Genomic DNA, 16,856 nt, shown 5'->3' with positions numbered 1-16,856 from the left:
CCATCACATGCTAAGGTGGCGCGGCAAGCACAAAGGACCCGTGTATTGAAGCGCTTCTTCCGCTACCTCGGCTATGTTGCCGCGCTGCTCGTCGTCTTCCTGGCCTTCGTCGCCGTCTCCGCGTGGCCAAACATCGGCACGCTTCCCAAAGGTGAATTCCTCGCTCGCAACGAGCAATCGCCCGAATGGCGTGGCGACCAGTTCCAGAACCCGCAGGCCATGTTCTCGAACCTGCGCGGCGGCATCCTGCAGATCTTTGAATCGAAGCCTGGCGAAGAGCCGGACAAGCCCGTTCCCACGGTCGATTCCTCGCCCCTCTATAAAACACCGCCCGCCAGCGGCCTGCGCATCACCTGGTTCGGCCACTCATCGATGCTGCTCGAAATCGACGGCACGAACATCGTGATCGATCCGTTCTGGAGTGAGCGCACTTCCCCGTTCGGTTGGCTTGGGCCGAAGCGCTGGTATCCGCCGCCGGTATCGATCGACCACCTGCCGCGCGTCGATGTCGTCGTGATCTCGCACGACCATTACGACCACCTCGATCGGGCTTCCGTACAGGCGCTCTACGCACGCGGCGCGCGTTTCATCGTTCCGCTCGGCGTCGCATCGCATCTGGTGGGTTGGGGCATTCCCGCCGACCGGATCACCCAGCTCGACTGGTGGCAGCAAGCGAAGGTCGGCGCCGTCACTATCGTTTCCACGCCCTCGCGCCATGCGTCCGGGCGGCTGAGCGCACGCAGCGACCAGACGCTGTGGACCGGGTACGCCGTGGTTGGCCCGCATCACCGCGTGTTTTATTCCGGTGACACCGGCCTCAATGACAGCTTCCCAGAGGTCGGCGAGAAGTACGGCCCGTTCGACCTGAGCCTGATCGAATCCGGCCAGTACGACGCGCAGTGGCCCGACTGGCACCTCGGCCCCGAGCAGGCGGTGAAGGTTCACCAGGAAGTGCGCGCGCGCACGATGATCCCGGTGCACTGGGGGCTGGTGAAGCTGGCCCACCACGCATGGACGGAGCCGCCGGAACGGATCCTGGCGGCCGCGCATTGCGTTGGCGCCGACGTTCTCATCCCGGAGCCCGGCCAGGCGGTGGAACCGACGACCCATCCGGTGGTCCCACGCTGGTGGCCCGCCCAGACCTGGTCGACGGACGCGCAGACGCCGATCATCGCATCGAAGGATGGCGACCCGCGCCATCTGTATACCCCTCAGGCCTGCCGTTAACCGGCCCCAATCGACCCAAGCAGGAAATCTCCCATGCCTCAGCCGCTCTTCCGCCGCGCCGCCCTCGCTGCCCTCTGCCTCGCGATGACGGGCACCGCCTTCGCCGATGCGAAGGATGACGCGGTCATGGCGAAGTGCCCTGGGGTGGCGGCGTGGACGGAGAAGATGGCGAAAGCGCACCCGGCCCTTTCCGAGGCCGGCATCGAGCGCGACAACAACGCCGGCGGCTTCTCCGATCCCGACCTGCGCAACGAACTGCGCACCCGTGTCGAGCTCGACCAGCGTACGCGCAACGAGTGGATCGCCTCACCGGACGACAAGGCGCGCTATGCGGCCATGAACAAGGTGGACACGGATAACCTCGCCTGGATGAAAACGCAGTTCACCAAGGGGGGATTCCCGCACGCCAACGCGGTGGGCCTGGCCGGCGTCAACGCTGCCTTCCTCCTCGTCCAGCACGCGGTCGCGGATGTGCCGTTCATGGAATCGATGCTCCCGCAGGTGATCGCGCGCGGCGAAGCGGGTGAACTCAAGAAGAGCGATGTCGCCATGCTTATCGATCGCCTGCTCCGCCAGCAGGGAAAGCCGCAGCGCTATGGCACGCAGTACCTGGGCAAGAACATGAAGGATCTGTCCGACATGAAGATGGATCCTGTCGAAGACCCGGCACACCTCGACGAACGCCGCGCGACGATGGACCTCATGCCACACGCCGACTATGAGTGCGGCTTGCGCATCTACTACGCGCCCGCGCCGGCCGCGCCCGCTGCGTCCTCCACAGCCGGAAAGTAAGCCGCCGTTGTGAAAGCGCGCTGTGGGAGCGTGCTTGCACGCGATGGGTGCTAGCGCCACCGCCCATCGCCCACCACCCATCGCGCGCAAGCGCGCTCCCACAACTGCAGGGATCAGGCGGGCATTTCGAGCCGCATCGTGGCCGGCGTCAGCGGCTGGCCGGTCACCCGGTCGATAACGACCGGTTCCACCCGCTCCCCCGTTTTCGGGTTCACCAGCACGCTCAGCCGGCCTGCGCCATTGTGGCGCCGGCCCCATTCGCCCATGGCGGCGAGGATCGGCAAGAAGTCCACGCCCGCCGGGGTGAGGATGTATTCATCGCGCGGCGGCCGCTCGCTGTAACGCCGCTTCTCCAGCACGCCAGCCTCCGTAAGGGCCTTGAGCCGCCGCGAAAGAATATTCGGGGCGATGCCGAGGCTTGTCCGGAACTGGTCGAACTGGGTCATGCCGCGGCTGGCATCGCGCAGGATCAACGCACTCCACGCATCCCCGACCAGGGCCAGCGCACGGGAGATGGGGCAGGTGCCCGAAGAAAGTTTTTCGATGTCCATTGCAAAATGATAGTAGCGTCACTATCGTATGGCAACCTAGTTACTTTCACTATGCTATCCACCCATCCGGAGAGACGTCATGAGCACTGAATCCAAAGGCACCGCCATTGTCACGGGCGCTTCGTCGGGCATCGGCCAGGTCTACGCCGAGCGCCTCGCCGCTCGCGGCTACGACCTGATCCTGGTCGCCCGCCGCCTCGAGCGCCTTGAGGCGCTGGGCGAGAAGATCACCGCCGAAACCGGACGGAAGGTCGAGGCGATCCAGGCCGACCTGACCCAGCGCGAAGGCGTGGCGAAAGTGGAAGCCCGCCTTGCCAGCGACCCGGCGATCACCCTGCTGGTCAACAACGCCGGCATCTCGCTGGACGGCAGCGCGCTCGAGAACGACACCGCGAAGATCGAGCAGATCATCGCGATCAACACCGTGGCCCCGACTGTGCTGACCGCCGCAGCCGCGAAGCAGTTCGTCGCGCGCAACAACGGCGGCATCATCAACATCGCGTCGGTGCTGGCCTTCGCGCCGGAGATGTTCGACGGCATCTACAGCGGTACCAAGGCCCACCTGATCAACGTTTCGCAGAGCCTGGCCGCCAAGGTGAAGGATACGAACGTCCGCGTGCAGGCCGTGCTGCCGGGCGCTACCCGCTCGGAAATCTGGGAAAATTCCGGCAAGGATGTGGACGCCCTGCTTCCCGGCATGGTCATGGAAACCGCCGATCTGGTGGACGCCGCCCTCCTCGGCTTCGACCGTGGTGAAGTGGTCACGATCCCGCCGCTGCACGATGAGGCGCAGTTCCTTGCCTATGAAGCGGCCCGCCACGCGATGGGCCCGAACCTTTCGCGCAAGGAAGTCGCCCCGCGCTACCGCGCGTAAGCATGGCTGGCAGGTAACCCGGACAGGGGCTTAGAAGACCTTTCACTCACGGAACGTACGAATGCACGCTAAACTGCGGCATTCGTTACGTTACTTGCGGTCAGGCATGCTCTCGTTCGTGTTCGGCGCCTTCGGGCTCTCCACTCTCTGGCTGCTTCCCCTGCTCTGGCGTGTCGTCGCTGCCCTTGTCCGGCGGCGGCGTCCGCCTACGGTAGGTCCCGGCGCCATTCGTTTCTGGTCGGGCTTCGTCCTTGTGCTGCTCGCGAGCAGCCTGCTCGAAGGCCTGGTCATCACCCACTTCACGGATGACCCGTCCGTGGGCGGTGCCGTGTGCCGATGGCTCGGCAGCATGGCTGGGCCTGCGGCGCCCATCGCTGCCGCCGTTTCCCTTGCACTGATCATCGTGGCGCTGCCCTGGTACACGGGCGTGCCGTGGTCGCAGGCGATCGTCGGCCTCAACGGCATCCTCGAACCGATGGGTGCGCTGGCCATCGAAGGGACCGGCCGGCTGTTCCGGCGTGGTGCCTCGCGTGCCACGGGGCGTAAGCCTTCTGCGGCCGTGCGTCGTGCTGACCGTACGCCGCCACGCCGCCGTGCCGCCAAGCCAGCGACGAAGCCTGCCGGCAAAGTGACATCCGCGCCGGTCGCCACCGCGACGTTGTCGCGCGCTGCGCCGCTACCTCCGGACCCGGTGCGTCCGTCGGTGACGACGCCCGTTCCGCCGCGCCACCGCACCCAAGCGGATACGGTCATTCGCGAGCCTTGGCTGGCGCCGCGGGCGATGCAGGTGCAGGACGGTGCCGAAGGTCCGAAGACTGAGTCGCCTGTATCGGTCGAGCGTCCCACGCTGGCGGTACAGCCGCCGGTCGTTAGCCAAGAGCCGGTCATCGAGGTGCTGCCGCCGTTGGTGGCGATGACGGATCGCGCGCAAGCGCGCTCCCACATGGGGTCGCGTGGCGCGGACACACTGCGGTCCTTTGAGGCCGCACCCGTGCAGGCGGCGGGCGATACGAGATTGCCTTCAGCGTCGCGCGAAGAGACCGCCGCGCCGACGAGCGCGCCGGCGTCCTCGTCGTCCCTGTCACCCTCGCACACACCGCCGTCGTCGCCGTCGCCGTCGTCGTCTTCAGGGCCGCCCTCGCCTGTGCCCGTACCGCCACGCCCGGTGTCGCGCTTTGCGATCGCGGCCAACGATCCCTCGCCGACCGAGCAGCTGCCGATCACCCACATTCCGTCGCCGTGGCCGCTGCGTACGGTGAACCATGGCGCGATCAGCCTGCCGCCGCTGACCTTGCTCGCGGCGGCGGCACAGAACGCGCTGGCCATCAGCGAGCACGAACTCGCGGAAACCGGAGAGCTGATCGAGCAGCGCCTCGCCGAGTTCAAGGTGCCCGTACAGGTGGTCGGTGCGTCGGCTGGCCCGGTCATCACGCGCTACGAGATCGAGCCGGCAACGGGCGTGCGTGGCAACCAGATCGTGGCGTTGATGAAGGACCTCGCGCGCGGCCTCGGCCGCACCACGATCCGCGTGGTCGAAACGATTCCAGGCAAGACGTGCATGGGTCTGGAGTTGCCGAACGAGCAGCGCCAGATGATCGCGTTGTCGGAGATCCTGGATTCCAGCGAGTACCGCGAAAGTGACTCCCTGCTTACGCTTGCGATGGGTAAGGGCATCACCGGTGATCCAGTCGTCGCCGACCTCGCGAAGGCGCCGCACATGCTGGTCGCGGGTACGACGGGCTCGGGTAAATCGGTGGCGGTGAACGCCATGATCCTGTCCATGCTTTACAAGGCCACGCCGGAAGACGTGCGCATGATCATGATCGACCCGAAGATGCTGGAGCTCTCGGTCTACGAGGGCATCCCGCACCTGCTGGCGCCCGTGGTCACCGACATGAAGCTCGCGGCAAACGCGCTGAACTGGTGCGTGGCGGAGATGGAAAACCGCTACAAGGTCATGTCCGACCTTCGCGTGCGTAACCTTGCGGGCTTCAACCAGAAAGTGCGCGAAGCGCGCGCCGCGGGCAAGCCGCTGTTCAACCCGTTCCCCAAGCATCCGGAGGTGCCCGAGCACCTCGACACGATGCCGTTGATCGTCGTCGTCATCGACGAGCTGGCCGACCTGATGATGGTCGCCGGCAAGAAGATCGAAGAGTTGATCGCGCGTCTCGCGCAGAAAGCGCGAGCGGCTGGCATCCATCTGATCCTGGCTACGCAGCGTCCGTCGGTGGATGTCATCACCGGCTTGATCAAGGCGAACATTCCTACGCGCGTTGCATTCCAGGTCTCGTCGAAAATCGACTCACGCACGATCCTCGACCAGATGGGTGCGGAAAGCCTGCTCGGCCAGGGCGACATGCTGTTCCTGCCGCCTGGCACCGGTTATCCACAGCGCATCCACGGCGCGTTCGTTGGCGATGAAGAAGTGCACCGCATCGTCGCGTGGCTCAAGCAGTTTGGTGAGCCCGACTACAAGGATGAAATCCTGCAGGGCCCGCCGAGCGAAGCCAGCGACGTCGAGCCAGGCGAAGACGGTGGCGATGCGGAGCTGGACCCGCTCTACGACGAAGCCGCGGCATTCGTGCTACGCACACGTCGTGCTTCCATCTCGTTCGTGCAGCGTCAGTTCCGCATCGGCTACAACCGCGCGGCACGCCTGGTCGAAGCGATGGAAAGCGCGGGTATCGTGTCGCCGATGGGCATCAACGGACAGCGCGACGTCATAGCGCCCGCCCCGCAGGATTGATCGCAAAAAAAAACGGGCCTTTCGGCCCGTTCTTTTTATTCCTTGGTAAGCAACTTAAGCGGCACCGCAATCGACTTATCCACCGGCTGCTTGTCGACCAGCTTCTTCGCGGTCTCCACGCCGAGGCGGCCGATCTCTTCCGGCTGCTGCGCGACGGTGGCGGCCATCTGGCCATCCTGCACGGCCTTCTTGCCATCCGGCGTACCGTCGAAGCCGACGACGAGCACCTTCTTGTTCTTGCCGGCGAGTGCCTGCACGGCGCCAAGCGCCATTTCATCGTTCTGCGCGAAGATCGCCTGGACGTCGCTGTTACCCTGCAGCAGGTTCTCGGACACCGAAAGGCCCTGCGCGCGGTCGAAGTTCGCCGGCTGCTGTGCCACAACCTTCATGCCCGTGGTGGCGATCTCGTCGTCGAAGCCCTTACCGCGCTCACGCGCCGCGGAGGTGCCGGCCACGCCCTGCAGTTCGATGATGTTGCCCTTGCCGTTGAGCTGCTTCGCGAGGAAGTCGGCCGCCATCTTGCCGCCGGCGATGTTGTCCGAAGCGATATGCGAGGCGACTTCGGCGCCATCGACGCCCCGATCGAGCGTGATCACCGGGATGTTCGCGCGCTGCGCGGACTGCACCGCACCGGCGAGCGCCGAGGAATCCGTCGGGTTGAGCAGGATCACCGAGACGCGCTTCTGGATCAGGTCTTCGACGCTGGAGATCTGGCGCGCCGGATCATCCTGCGCATCGACCACGACCAGCTGCACGCCGGCGGAGTCGGCGGCTTTCTGCGCGCCATCCTTCAGTTCCACGAAGAACGGGTTGTTCTGCGTCGAGAGCGCAAGGCCGATCACCGGCTTGCCACCCGCGGCGGCGCCGCCGGCAGTGGATGCAGCCGCCGGCGAGGATTCGCCCGGACCCTGCTGCGAGCACGCGGCAAGGAGGGTGGCCGCTGCCGCGGCGAGGAAGGTGAGTTTGCGCATGGTGTGTTTCCTCGTGGTGTTCACTGCCGCCTGTCGAGCAGGACGGCGATCAGGATAACGATGCCTTTAACCACCTGTTGGTAGAAAGAGCTTACGCCCAGCAGGTTAAGGCCGTTGTTCAGGAAACCGATGAGCAGCGCGCCAATCAGCGTGCCGAACAGCCAGCCGCGGCCGCCGGCCAGGCTGGTGCCGCCGAGCACCACGGCAGCGATCGCATCCAGCTCGTAACCCTGGCCCGCCGTGGCCTGCGCGGAGTACAGGCGCGAGGTGAGCACGATGCCGGCGAAGGCCGAGAGAAGACCGGAGAGTCCGTAGATGGCGACCTTCATAGGTGCGATGCGGACGCCGGAGAGCCGTGCTGCTTCCTCGTTGCCGCCGATCGCCACGACGTGGCGGCCGAACACCGTGCCGCGCAGCAGGAACCCGCAAACGATGAAGGCGATGAACATCCAGATCACCGGGAGCGGGACCAGGTTGGCGACATAACCGCCGCCGACCAGCGCGAAGCCCTGGTTCGTCACCGGGATCGGGCTGCCCTGGGTGTACGAGAGCGTGAGGCCACGTAGCAGGGTCAGCGTACCCAGGGTCGCGATGAAGGGAGCGACCTTGCCCCAGGAGACCAGCACGCCGTTGACCATGCCGAGGATAAGACCCAGCCCGAGGCCGGCGCCGACACTCAGCACCATGCCATGCCCCGACGCCATGAGGCCCGCGGTGATCGCACCGGTGAAAGCGAGGATCGCGCCGACGGAAAGATCGATGCCGCCGGCGAGGATCACGAAGGTCATGCCGAACGCGATGAGCGCGTTGATCGAGACCTGGCGCAACACCGTGAGCAGGTTACCCGTGGTGAGGAAGTCGGGGCTCATCACCGAGAGGACGATGAAGAGCAGCACCAGGCCGATTACCGAGCCAAGCCGCTGGAGCAGCGTGCTCGCCCGGCTCCAGTTCATTTGCAGCGTCATGTCACTTGCCTCCGGTCGCGGCGGTCATCACGGCTTCCTGGGTGGCGCCGTGGGCATCGAGCAGGGCCGTCGCATGGCCCTCGTGCATCACCAGGATGCGATCGCTCATGGCGAGCACCTCCGGCAATTCCGACGAGATCATGAGGATGGCCACGCCCGTTTCCGCGAGTTGGTTGATGATGTGGTAGATCTCGGCCTTGCCACCCACGTCCACGCCGCGGGTCGGTTCGTCGAGGATGAGCACGCGCGGCTTGAGGGCGAGCCATTTGGCCAGCACGACCTTTTGCTGGTTGCCGCCTGAAAGCGCGCGTACGTCCAGCTCCATGTCGCGCGTGCGGATCTTCAGCGCATCGATGAGGCCGGACGTCTGCTTCTTTTCCGCGCCGCGGTCGACCAGGCCCGCATGCGCGGGAACGCGCGGCAGGCTGACGTTCTCGCGCAGGCTGAGGTCGAGCACGAGGCCTTGGGCCTTGCGGTCCTCGGTGACGAAGCCGAAGCCGGCGTGGATCGCCTCCGTCGGTGTCTTCGGCGTCACCGCCTGGCCATCCAGCGTGACCTTGCCGCTCTCGAGCTTGTCCAGGCCGAACAGCAGGCGTGCCATTTCGGTGCGGCCCGCGCCCAGCAGGCCAGCTACGCCGAGCACTTCGCCCGCATGCAGGTCGAAGCTGATGTCCTGCACCATGCCGCCGGTGATGTGTTCCACCTTCAGGCGCACGTCGCCGATCTTCGGGGTGCGTGTCGGGTAGCGCGCATCGAGCGTGCGCCCCACCATCATCTTCACCACCTCATCGAACGCCAGGCCCGGTACATCACGCGTGCCGACAAACTGGCCATCGCGCAGGATCGAGATGCGATCGCACAGCGCGAAGATCTCTTCCATGCGGTGCGAGACATAGACGATGCCGGTGCCCTGCTCGCGCAGTTCGCGGATGAGCTTGAACAGCGTGGTGGTTTCGCTTTCGGTGAGCGCGGCGGTTGGCTCATCCATGATCAGCACGCGGGCCTTCTGGCCGAGCGCGCGGGCGATTTCCACCATCTGCTGCTGGCCGACGGATAGCCGTTCGACCAGCGTCGTCGGGTCGAGCCTGGTCATGCCGACGCGGGTCAGCCATTCCTTCGCGCGCGTATCCATGGCCTTGCGGTTGAGCAGGCCGAAGCGATGCACTTCGCGACCGAGGAACAGGTTGTCCGCGATGCTCAGCGAGGGGATGAGGTTGAGCTCCTGGTGGATGATCGCGATGCCGTACTTCTCGGCATCGGCGGGCGACGTGATGGAAACCGGCTGGCCGTCGACTTCGATCGAGCCTTCATCGGGCGCATAGATGCCCGTGAGGATCTTCATCAAGGTGGACTTGCCGGCGCCGTTCTCACCCATCAGCGCGTGGACTTCGCCGGCGAGCAGTTCGAAATCGACGCCTTCGAGCACCTTCACCGGGCCGAAGGCCTTGTGGATGTTCCGCATCCTGACGAGCGGCGCGGCCATCAGAAGGTCACGCCGGCATGCAGGATGATGTTCGCGTAGGGCGAGGTTTCACCGGTGCGGACAACGGCCACGGCGCGGCGCGTCGCCGCCTTGAAGTCTTCGTGGTAGAGCTCGTCGACCGGCAGGCCGCCGGCCTCGAGGCGCTCTTTCAGCGCGGCCATCGACGGGTTGTGCGCGTGGATCTCGCTGGCCACGGTCGCGCGCTCCACCGCGAGCTCGGCGAAGATCGCCTCGAACACGGTAGCGAACGCCGGCGTGCCGGGCAGCACGGCTAGATCGATGCACGGGACGCCGTGCGGTACCGGCAGGCCGACGTCACCGATGACCAGGGTATCGGTGTGGCCCATCGCGGCGATGATGCGGTTCAGGTCGGCGTGTAGCAGGCCGTTGCGTTTCACGGGTGGCTCTCCAGGAATGCCGCGACCTCGTCGGCGCGCGGCATACCACCCTGCGCACCCAGGCGCGAGACGGCGATCGCGGCCGTCGCGCAGGCTTTGCGCACGGCCACGTCGAGGCCCTCGGCCAGGTACACCGCGAGGGCGGCATTGAAGGTATCTCCGGCGCCGGTGCTATCCACCGCGTCGACCTTGAAACCGGCCTGGTGGCGCGGCTCTTCATCCTTGTCGCGGAACCACGCGCCATCCTCGCCACGGGTCAGCACGACCGGGCAGGGAGCCTGACGCATGAGCTCACGGAAATCGGTAGCCGCCGGCGCACCGAGCACCATGGCGAGCTCGTGCTGGTTCGGCGTGATGAAACGAACGCGCTCGAGCCACGCGAGCGGCAGCTTCTGCGCGGGCGCGGGATTCAGGATGACCGGGACGCCCTCTTCCTGCGCGATGCGCAGCGTGGCATCGACCGCATCGAGCGGAATTTCGAGCTGGACGAGGACGGCGTCCGCACCGCGGATCACGCCGCGCGCGGCTTCGACCTGAGCGGGTGTCACGCGACCGTTCGCGGCCGGGATCACCACGATGGCGTTCTCGCCACCGGCGACGGTGATGCTGGCGGTACCGCTGCCGATGCCCTCCACCCGCGTGACGTGGCTGACATCGACGCCTTCGGCCTTCAGGCCGTCGTACAGCGATTGCCCGAACGCATCGTCGCCCACGCTGCCGACCATGGCGACCTGCGCGCCCAGCCGTGCCGCGGCTACCGCCTGGTTCGCGCCCTTGCCGCCGGGGATGGTGAGGAAGCGGTCACCGGTGATGGTCTCGCCCGGGCCCGCGAAGCGCGGGGCAAGGGTCACGAGATCCATGTTGATGCTGCCGACGACAACGATTCGCGTCATGCCACGAAGCTCCGAAGGGTGGACCGGAAGGGGGATGGCGCGCAAATATACGCCCAGCCTGCGCACGATGCTTTCATGCGCATGCTTTCATCAGCGGGAAAGGCCCTTGGCCTCGAGCTCGGCGAGGTAGGCCGGCCAGGCGGTGTCGTAGGCGCGGCCAAGGTCGTACAGGATGTCCCAGCCGAAGATGCCGCTGGCGTGGCCATCGTCGAAGCGGATGAGGATGCCGTAATGGCCGGTGGGCTCGATGGCCTCGACGCCCACGTTCTGCTTGCCCGCAACAAGAACTTTCTGACCCTTGCCGTGGCCTTGCACCTCGGCGCTGGGTGAATTCACCCGCAGGTACTCATAGGGCAGGCGGAACTGCTCACCGTTGTCGAAGCTGACCTCGAGGACGCGCGAGGCCTGGTGCAGGGTGATGTCGAGGGGGCGCGGGCGGTTCATTGGAGCCTTGGTGCATTGAACTGTGGGAGCGCGCTTGCGCGCGATGGGGGGTGCCGCAACACCCATCGCGCGCAAGCGCGCTCCCACAGAGATCTGCTTTTAGGGAGCGTGGCCGAAGCCGCCGCCGGTGCCCTGTTCCAGCGGCGGCGGGTCGCCCGCCACCGCCAGGAGCGAGGTGGCGTAAGCGTCTTCCATGCTCACCGTGGAGACCTCGTCCCAGCTAAAGAACGACGGCTCGCGCAGCCATTCCGCATCGGGGGTGATCTCCTGCATGTTGAAGCCGTCGTCTTCGACGCTGACAAGGCGGCCGATGTAGCAGACCTCCGCCTCGTCCTCGCTATCGACGTGCACACCGATCACCGGCGCATGCGCGGCGGCGGCCTTCACGACCTGGCTGATCTCGTCCAGGGGGAAGTCGGCAGGCGGCGTCGGCGCGATGCCCTTGAGGGCGAGCGCCTTCTCGAGGAAGCCGGCGTGCTTGTCCGGTGCCTCGAATTCGGAGATGTCGCGGTGCCGCATGATGTACATGCCGTCGTAGCTGACACCGTCGCCGATGACCCACAGCAGGAAAAATTCGCGGCCGACTCCGCCCACGTAGCCGCAAAAGCTGCCGTGTTCGAGTTCGCCGCGCCAGATACGAACGAGCTGGCCGCTGTCCTGCGCTTCACGCAGGGACGCACGCTGGCCGTTCGTTTTGAGTTGGATAACCTTGCCCATAGTGGTCAATAGTTTACCGGAGGGAGGGCCCTCCGGTGTTTAGAGGATGTAAGTTCAGAGAATGTAACGGCTCAGGTCCTCGTCCTTGACGAGCGAAGACAGGTTTTTATCGACATAATCGGCGTCGATCACGTACTTTTCGCCGGATTTGTCAGCCGCCTCGAACGAGATCCGCTCCAGCAGCCGCTCCATGACCGTGTGCAGGCGGCGGGCGCCGATGTTTTCGGTCCGCTCGTTCACCTGGAAGGCCACGTCGGCCAGCCGGTCGATGCCGGTCTCGGTGAAGTCCAGGGTGACGCCCTCGGTATGGAGCAGCGCAACATATTGCTTGGTCAGCGCATTGTTCGGCTCGCGCAGGATCCGCTTGAAGTCGTCGACCGACAGGGCGTTCAGCTCCACACGGATGGGCAGGCGGCCCTGCAGTTCCGGGATCAGGTCCGACGGCTTGGCCAGCGAGAACGCACCCGAGGCGATGAACAGCACGTGGTCGGTCTTGATCGGGCCGTACTTGGTCGAGACGGTGGAGCCCTCGACCAGCGGCAGCAGGTCGCGCTGCACGCCTTCGCGACTGACGCCGGCACCGCCCCACTCGGAGCGCTGGGCGACCTTATCGATCTCGTCGATGAAGACGATGCCGTTCTGCTCGGCGCTGTCGACCGCGCGGGCACGCAGCTCGTCGTCGTTCATCAGCTTGCCGGCCTCTTCCTCGACCAGCAGCGGCCGGGCCTGGCGGATGGTCATCTTCCGCTTCTGCGACTTCTGGCCGCCCAGGTTCTGGAACATCTTGCCCAACTGCTGGCTCATTTCCTCCATGCCGGGCGGGGTCATGATCTCCACGCCCACGTTCATGGCGAAATCCAGCTCGATCTCGCGGTCATCCAGCGCGCCTTCGCGCAGCTGCTTGCGCATCTTCTGCCGGGTATCGCTGTCGATCGCGGGCGCGCTGGCGCCGGTGTCGTCCCAGCCCGAGGACTGGCGGCGCGGCAGCAGGGCGTCGAGGAGGCGATCCTCCGCCGCATCCTCGGCCTGACTCTTCACCCGGGTCTTGGCCTGCTCGCGGACCAGCTTGTACGAGACATCGGCAAGATCGCGGACGATCGACTCCACATCCTTGCCGACATAGCCCACTTCGGTGAACTTGGTGGCTTCGACTTTCACGAAGGGCGCGTTGGCCAGGGTTGCCAGCCGGCGGGCGATCTCGGTCTTGCCGACGCCGGTCGGGCCGATCATCAGGATGTTCTTGGGGGTCACTTCATCGCGCATGCCCGGCTCGAGCTGCATGCGGCGCCAACGGTTGCGCAGCGCGATGGCCACGGCACGCTTGGCGTCGTGCTGGCCGACGATGAACCGGTCCAGTTCGTTGACGATTTCGCGGGGGGTCAGTTCGGACATCGGGCTCAGAGCTCTTCGATCGAAACGTTGTGGTTGGTGTAGATGCAGATATCGCCAGCGATCTTCAGCGCTTTTTCGGCGATCGTGCGTGCATCCATCTCGGTGTTCTCGAGCAGGGCCAGCGCGGCGGACTGCGCGTAGGGGCCACCCGAGCCGATGGCGATGAGGCCATGCTCAGGCTCGAGCACGTCGCCATTGCCGGAAATAATCAGCGAAGCGTCCTTGTCGGCCACGGCCAGCATGGCTTCGAGCCGGCCCAGGCGGCGGTCGGTGCGCCATTCCTTGGCCATCTCGACGGCGGCGCGGGTGAGGTTGTAGCCGTGCTTCACCAGCTTCTCTTCGAACAGCTCGAAGAGCGTGAACGCGTCAGCGGTGGCACCGGCGAACCCGGCGAGGACATCGCCACGGCCAAGGCGGCGCACCTTGCGGGCGTTCGCCTTCATCACGGTGTTGCCTAGGGTGACCTGGCCGTCGCTGCCGATGACGACCTTGTCGCCGCGGCGGACGCAGACGATGGTCGTTGCGTGCATCGATTCCATGGGGGATTCCTTGTACGAGACCGCAGAAATGGGGCCGCTCCGTGCCCCAACCAACCCCGGGCCCGGCTAGGACCGGCTGCCCTTCCGCGTCGCCCGTGGGTGGGCGGCGTCGTACACCTTCGCCAGGTGCTGGAAATCGAGGTGGGTGTAGATCTGGGTGGTGGCGATATCCGCATGGCCCAGCAACTCCTGCACGGAGCGGAGATCCCCGGAGGATTCCAGCATGTGGCTCGCGAACGTGTGACGAAGCATGTGCGGGTGGACCCGCTTGGTATGGCCCAGCGAGAGCTTGGCCAGCCGCGCCTGTACCGTGCGCGGGCTGATCGTGCCGCCGTCGCGGCCCTTGAATACGGCCTGGTCGGGACCATTGCCGCCCGCGGCGGCGAGATCCTGTAACGCCTTGATCGCAAAGCGGCCGACGGGAAGGATGCGGGTCTTGCTGCCCTTGCCGAGCACGCGGACCAGCCCTTCCTCGAGATCCAGGTCGCTCCAGTGCAGGCCGCACAACTCCGAGAGACGCAGGCCGCTGGAATAGAACAGCTCCATCATGGCGCTATCGCGTGGCGCGAGGCTGCCGCCGAGGTTGGTCTCGACGAGCGCCTTGGCCTCGTCGGCGTCGAGCACATCCGGCAGCTTGCGGCGCACCTTGGGGCCGCGGACCGCTGCGGCGGGGTCGTGGGCCAGCAGGCCCTCACGGCTTAGGTAGCGGAACAGCGTGCGGCAGGCGGAGAGCAGTCGCTGGATGCTCGCCGGCTGCAGGCCGTCGTCCTTGCCCTTGCCGCTGCCCCGGTGCGCACGCGCGATCATCATGCGCAGGCGCTCCGGGCTCAGCGCATCGAACGAGCTGAGCCCCTCGGCCTCCATGAACACGAGCAGCTTGTCCAGGTCGCGACGGTACGCAGCCAGGGTGTGCGCGGAGGGCGCACGTTCGGCGGAGAAGTGGCGCAGGAAGGCCTCGACGGCCTCGCGCGGGCTCACGCAGCCTTCCGGGCCCGTTCGATCGCCGAGCCTACCGTGGTTGAAATCATGTCGAGGAACAGCGTGCCCATGCCGGGGTGGAACCGGTTGGCATCGGCGCTGCCGATCGCCAGCAGGGCATCCGGGCCGATCCGCATCAGCGCGGCCGAGCGCACGTCGGGTGCCGCGTCGCCGAACAGCCGGTGCAGCTTGTCGGGTGCGAGGCGCCCGGCCACTGGGTCGCTGTGCTCCAGGAACGAGGCGAACTCCGGCAGGCCCGCGGTGCCACGCGGCTCGCGCAGCAGCCACGGCTCGTCGGGCAGGCCGCCCAGGTCGCCGAAGAACACGAGGCGGACCCGCTCGGACTGGAAATCATCGGTAAGGCGGCGGACGACGCTTCGCACGGTCTCTTCCACATCACCGGCGCTGAGCAGGGCCAGCATCAGGCCGTGCACGCGGCGCATCAGGCCTTCGTTATCGCCGGCGATCGCCGAAAGTTCGCGCAGGCGCGTCTCGAGTTCGGCGTTCTTCTCGCGCAGCGTACGCAGCTGGTGCACGGCGAGCGACGCGGCGGGGCCGTTCGCGCTCGGGAGGGTCAGCTCGTTGGCGAGTTCCGGATAATCGGCGAGGAACGTCGGGTGCCGCCGCAGGTACGACGCCACGGTGGCTGGCTTGATGTCGCCGTCGATCGCGGTGTCGGTCATGGCGCGGGTGTCCTTCGTAATGCTCTGGCGCCGAGTGTGCCGCTTTCGCGCCTCCGCGTCACACTTCGCCTTCAAAAACGAACGCGGCGGGGCCGGTCATCCACAGGGTGTGGCCCGGGCCCTGCCATGCGATGCTGAGCGTGCCGCCGGGCAGTTCCACCGATACGACGGGCGCGGCCAGGCCGAGCGCGTGCGATACAGCCGCAGCGGCACAGGCGCCCGTTCCGCAGGCCTGGGTCCAGCCACTGCCACGCTCGTGCACGCGCAGCTTCAGCCGGTCCGGGGCCACGCGCTGGGCGAAGCCGATGTTGGCGCCGTCCGGGAAAATGGGGTGGTTCGTCAGCGCGGGGCCAAGGCGGTCGACGCGCGGATCGTTCACGTCATCGACGAACACGACGCCGTGCGGGTTGCCCATGGAGACTGCGCCAAAGCTCACCTCTTCGCCCTCGACGTGCAGCGTGTACGTCGCGTGCGGCGCGTGGTCGAGCGGGATATGGGCGGGGTCGAAATCGGGCTCACCCATGTCGACGGTGACGGTCGAGCCGTCCAGCACCCTTACGGTGACCGGGCCTGACGGGCTCTCCAGGCGGACGGGTACATCGCGCTCGATCACGCCATCGCGGTAAAGCCACGCCGCCACGCAGCGCACGCCGTTGCCGCACTGGCTGGCGGGCGAGCCATCGGCGTTCCACAGGCCGTAATAGAACTCGCAGCCCGGATCGCGCGCCGGCTCGATGCTGATGAGCTGGTCGAAGCCGATCCCGGTGTGCCTGTCGGCCAACGCCCTGATGCGGTCGGCATGGGGGACGCGGCCGGCATCCTCGCGCCAGTCCACGATCACGAAGTCGTTCCCGATCCCGTGCATCTTGGTGAAGCGGGAAGGCATGGCGGCGTTACTGGTGGATGATGGGGTTGTACGGCGACAGCGAGGTGCTTACCGGCGCCGGCACATCAACCGTGGATGCGCGGGCGGGCTGTACCGCGGGATTCGTCGCCTCCTGCAGCGTCTGGCCCTGGTGCCCCTGGGGCGGCGCGGCGGCTGGCTTCGCGGTCGTGCCCGGCGCGGGTGGCGGCGGCAGGTACAGGTCACCCTTGTTGCCACAGCCTTCGAGGCTGGCCACGGCGGCGCAAACGAGGACGAGGGGCAGGATCAGTCGGCGCATGGGCGTCTTCCCGGAAACGGCGGCCAGTATAGCCCCCGGT

At 66.5% G+C, this 16,856-nt stretch carries 17 protein-coding genes and 1 pseudogene; 4 read left to right on the top strand and 14 right to left on the bottom strand.

Annotated features, from left to right (window positions below; translation table 11 throughout):
• The first annotated feature begins 45 nt into the window (after positions 1 to 45).
• The gene (locus ACZ6YI_RS18145) at positions 46 to 1,227 is read left to right on the top strand and encodes an MBL fold metallo-hydrolase (protein WP_465779881.1); all 1,182 of its coding nucleotides are present in this window, start codon (positions 46 to 48) and stop codon (positions 1,225 to 1,227) included.
• A 33-nt stretch (positions 1,228 to 1,260) separates the two neighbouring features.
• Positions 1,261 to 2,019 (top strand): DUF6624 domain-containing protein, encoded by a 759-nt coding sequence (locus tag ACZ6YI_RS18140; RefSeq protein ID WP_465779880.1) that lies wholly within the window; start codon positions 1,261 to 1,263, stop codon positions 2,017 to 2,019.
• A gap of 113 nt (positions 2,020 to 2,132) precedes the next feature.
• Here the strand turns inward: ACZ6YI_RS18140 and ACZ6YI_RS18135 are convergent, their stop codons facing one another.
• A complete protein-coding gene (locus tag ACZ6YI_RS18135; protein ID WP_465779879.1) occupies positions 2,133 to 2,570 on the bottom strand; it encodes a winged helix-turn-helix transcriptional regulator in 438 nt (145 codons plus the stop codon).
• Positions 2,571 to 2,649: 79 nt separating this feature from the next.
• Between ACZ6YI_RS18135 and ACZ6YI_RS18130 the strand changes: the two genes are divergently transcribed.
• Together ACZ6YI_RS18130 and ACZ6YI_RS18125 are read left to right on the top strand one after the other, a co-directional pair.
• Positions 2,650 to 3,444 carry an SDR family NAD(P)-dependent oxidoreductase gene (locus ACZ6YI_RS18130; protein ID WP_465779878.1) on the top strand — a complete coding sequence of 265 codons (795 nt, stop codon included), beginning with the start codon at positions 2,650 to 2,652 and terminating at the stop codon, positions 3,442 to 3,444.
• A gap of 1,135 nt (positions 3,445 to 4,579) precedes the next feature.
• Positions 4,580 to 6,190, top strand: a pseudogene (locus tag ACZ6YI_RS18125) (DNA translocase FtsK); the annotation flags it as partial.
• 35 nt (positions 6,191 to 6,225) lie between these two features.
• Here ACZ6YI_RS18125 and rbsB read toward each other — a convergent pair.
• The 13 genes from rbsB to lptM all read right to left on the bottom strand — a co-directional run bounded on the left by rbsB (position 6,226) and on the right by lptM (position 16,816).
• Positions 6,226 to 7,161, bottom strand: a complete 936-nt coding sequence (gene rbsB, locus ACZ6YI_RS18120; RefSeq protein WP_465779877.1) for a ribose ABC transporter substrate-binding protein RbsB — start codon at positions 7,159 to 7,161, stop codon at positions 6,226 to 6,228.
• Between the two features lie 20 nt (positions 7,162 to 7,181).
• Positions 7,182 to 8,126 carry an ABC transporter permease subunit gene (locus tag ACZ6YI_RS18115; RefSeq protein WP_440327946.1) on the bottom strand — a complete coding sequence of 315 codons (945 nt, stop codon included), beginning with the start codon at positions 8,124 to 8,126 and terminating at the stop codon, positions 7,182 to 7,184.
• Position 8,127: 1 nt separating this feature from the next.
• On the bottom strand, positions 8,128 to 9,609 hold the full coding sequence (locus tag ACZ6YI_RS18110; protein ID WP_465779876.1) for a sugar ABC transporter ATP-binding protein: 1,482 nt from the start codon (positions 9,607 to 9,609) through the stop codon (positions 8,128 to 8,130).
• Entirely contained in the window at positions 9,609 to 10,007 is a 399-nt protein-coding gene (rbsD, locus tag ACZ6YI_RS18105) for a D-ribose pyranase (protein ID WP_440327944.1), read from the bottom strand. The genes ACZ6YI_RS18110 and rbsD overlap by 1 nt, the downstream gene beginning before the upstream one ends.
• Entirely contained in the window at positions 10,004 to 10,900 is an 897-nt protein-coding gene (gene rbsK / locus ACZ6YI_RS18100) for a ribokinase (protein WP_465779875.1), read from the bottom strand. Before rbsK ends, rbsD begins: the two co-directional genes overlap by 4 nt.
• A gap of 90 nt (positions 10,901 to 10,990) precedes the next feature.
• A complete protein-coding gene (locus tag ACZ6YI_RS18095; RefSeq protein ID WP_440327942.1) occupies positions 10,991 to 11,344 on the bottom strand; it encodes a gamma-butyrobetaine hydroxylase family protein in 354 nt (117 codons plus the stop codon).
• A gap of 99 nt (positions 11,345 to 11,443) precedes the next feature.
• Positions 11,444 to 12,061, bottom strand: a complete 618-nt coding sequence (locus tag ACZ6YI_RS18090; protein WP_440327941.1) for a hypothetical protein — start codon at positions 12,059 to 12,061, stop codon at positions 11,444 to 11,446.
• 54 nt (positions 12,062 to 12,115) lie between these two features.
• Positions 12,116 to 13,453, bottom strand: a complete 1,338-nt coding sequence (gene hslU / locus ACZ6YI_RS18085; RefSeq protein WP_465779874.1) for an ATP-dependent protease ATPase subunit HslU — start codon at positions 13,451 to 13,453, stop codon at positions 12,116 to 12,118.
• A gap of 5 nt (positions 13,454 to 13,458) precedes the next feature.
• Positions 13,459 to 13,992, bottom strand: a complete 534-nt coding sequence (hslV, locus tag ACZ6YI_RS18080; protein ID WP_247330809.1) for an ATP-dependent protease subunit HslV — start codon at positions 13,990 to 13,992, stop codon at positions 13,459 to 13,461.
• 66 nt (positions 13,993 to 14,058) lie between these two features.
• Positions 14,059 to 14,970 (bottom strand): tyrosine recombinase XerC, encoded by a 912-nt coding sequence (locus tag ACZ6YI_RS18075; protein WP_465779873.1) that lies wholly within the window; start codon positions 14,968 to 14,970, stop codon positions 14,059 to 14,061.
• The gene (locus ACZ6YI_RS18070) at positions 14,967 to 15,653 is read right to left on the bottom strand and encodes a DUF484 family protein (RefSeq protein WP_440327938.1); all 687 of its coding nucleotides are present in this window, start codon (positions 15,651 to 15,653) and stop codon (positions 14,967 to 14,969) included. The genes ACZ6YI_RS18075 and ACZ6YI_RS18070 overlap by 4 nt, the downstream gene beginning before the upstream one ends.
• 58 nt (positions 15,654 to 15,711) lie before the next feature.
• A complete protein-coding gene (gene dapF, locus ACZ6YI_RS18065; protein ID WP_465779872.1) occupies positions 15,712 to 16,539 on the bottom strand; it encodes a diaminopimelate epimerase in 828 nt (275 codons plus the stop codon).
• 7 nt (positions 16,540 to 16,546) lie between these two features.
• Positions 16,547 to 16,816 (bottom strand): LPS translocon maturation chaperone LptM, encoded by a 270-nt coding sequence (lptM, locus tag ACZ6YI_RS18060; RefSeq protein ID WP_465779871.1) that lies wholly within the window; start codon positions 16,814 to 16,816, stop codon positions 16,547 to 16,549.
• Between the last annotated feature and the right edge of the window lie 40 nt (positions 16,817 to 16,856).

It is taken from the genome of Luteibacter sp. NPDC104163, from assembly GCF_055584245.1.
This window is presented reverse-complemented; position numbering and strand designations above follow the sequence as displayed.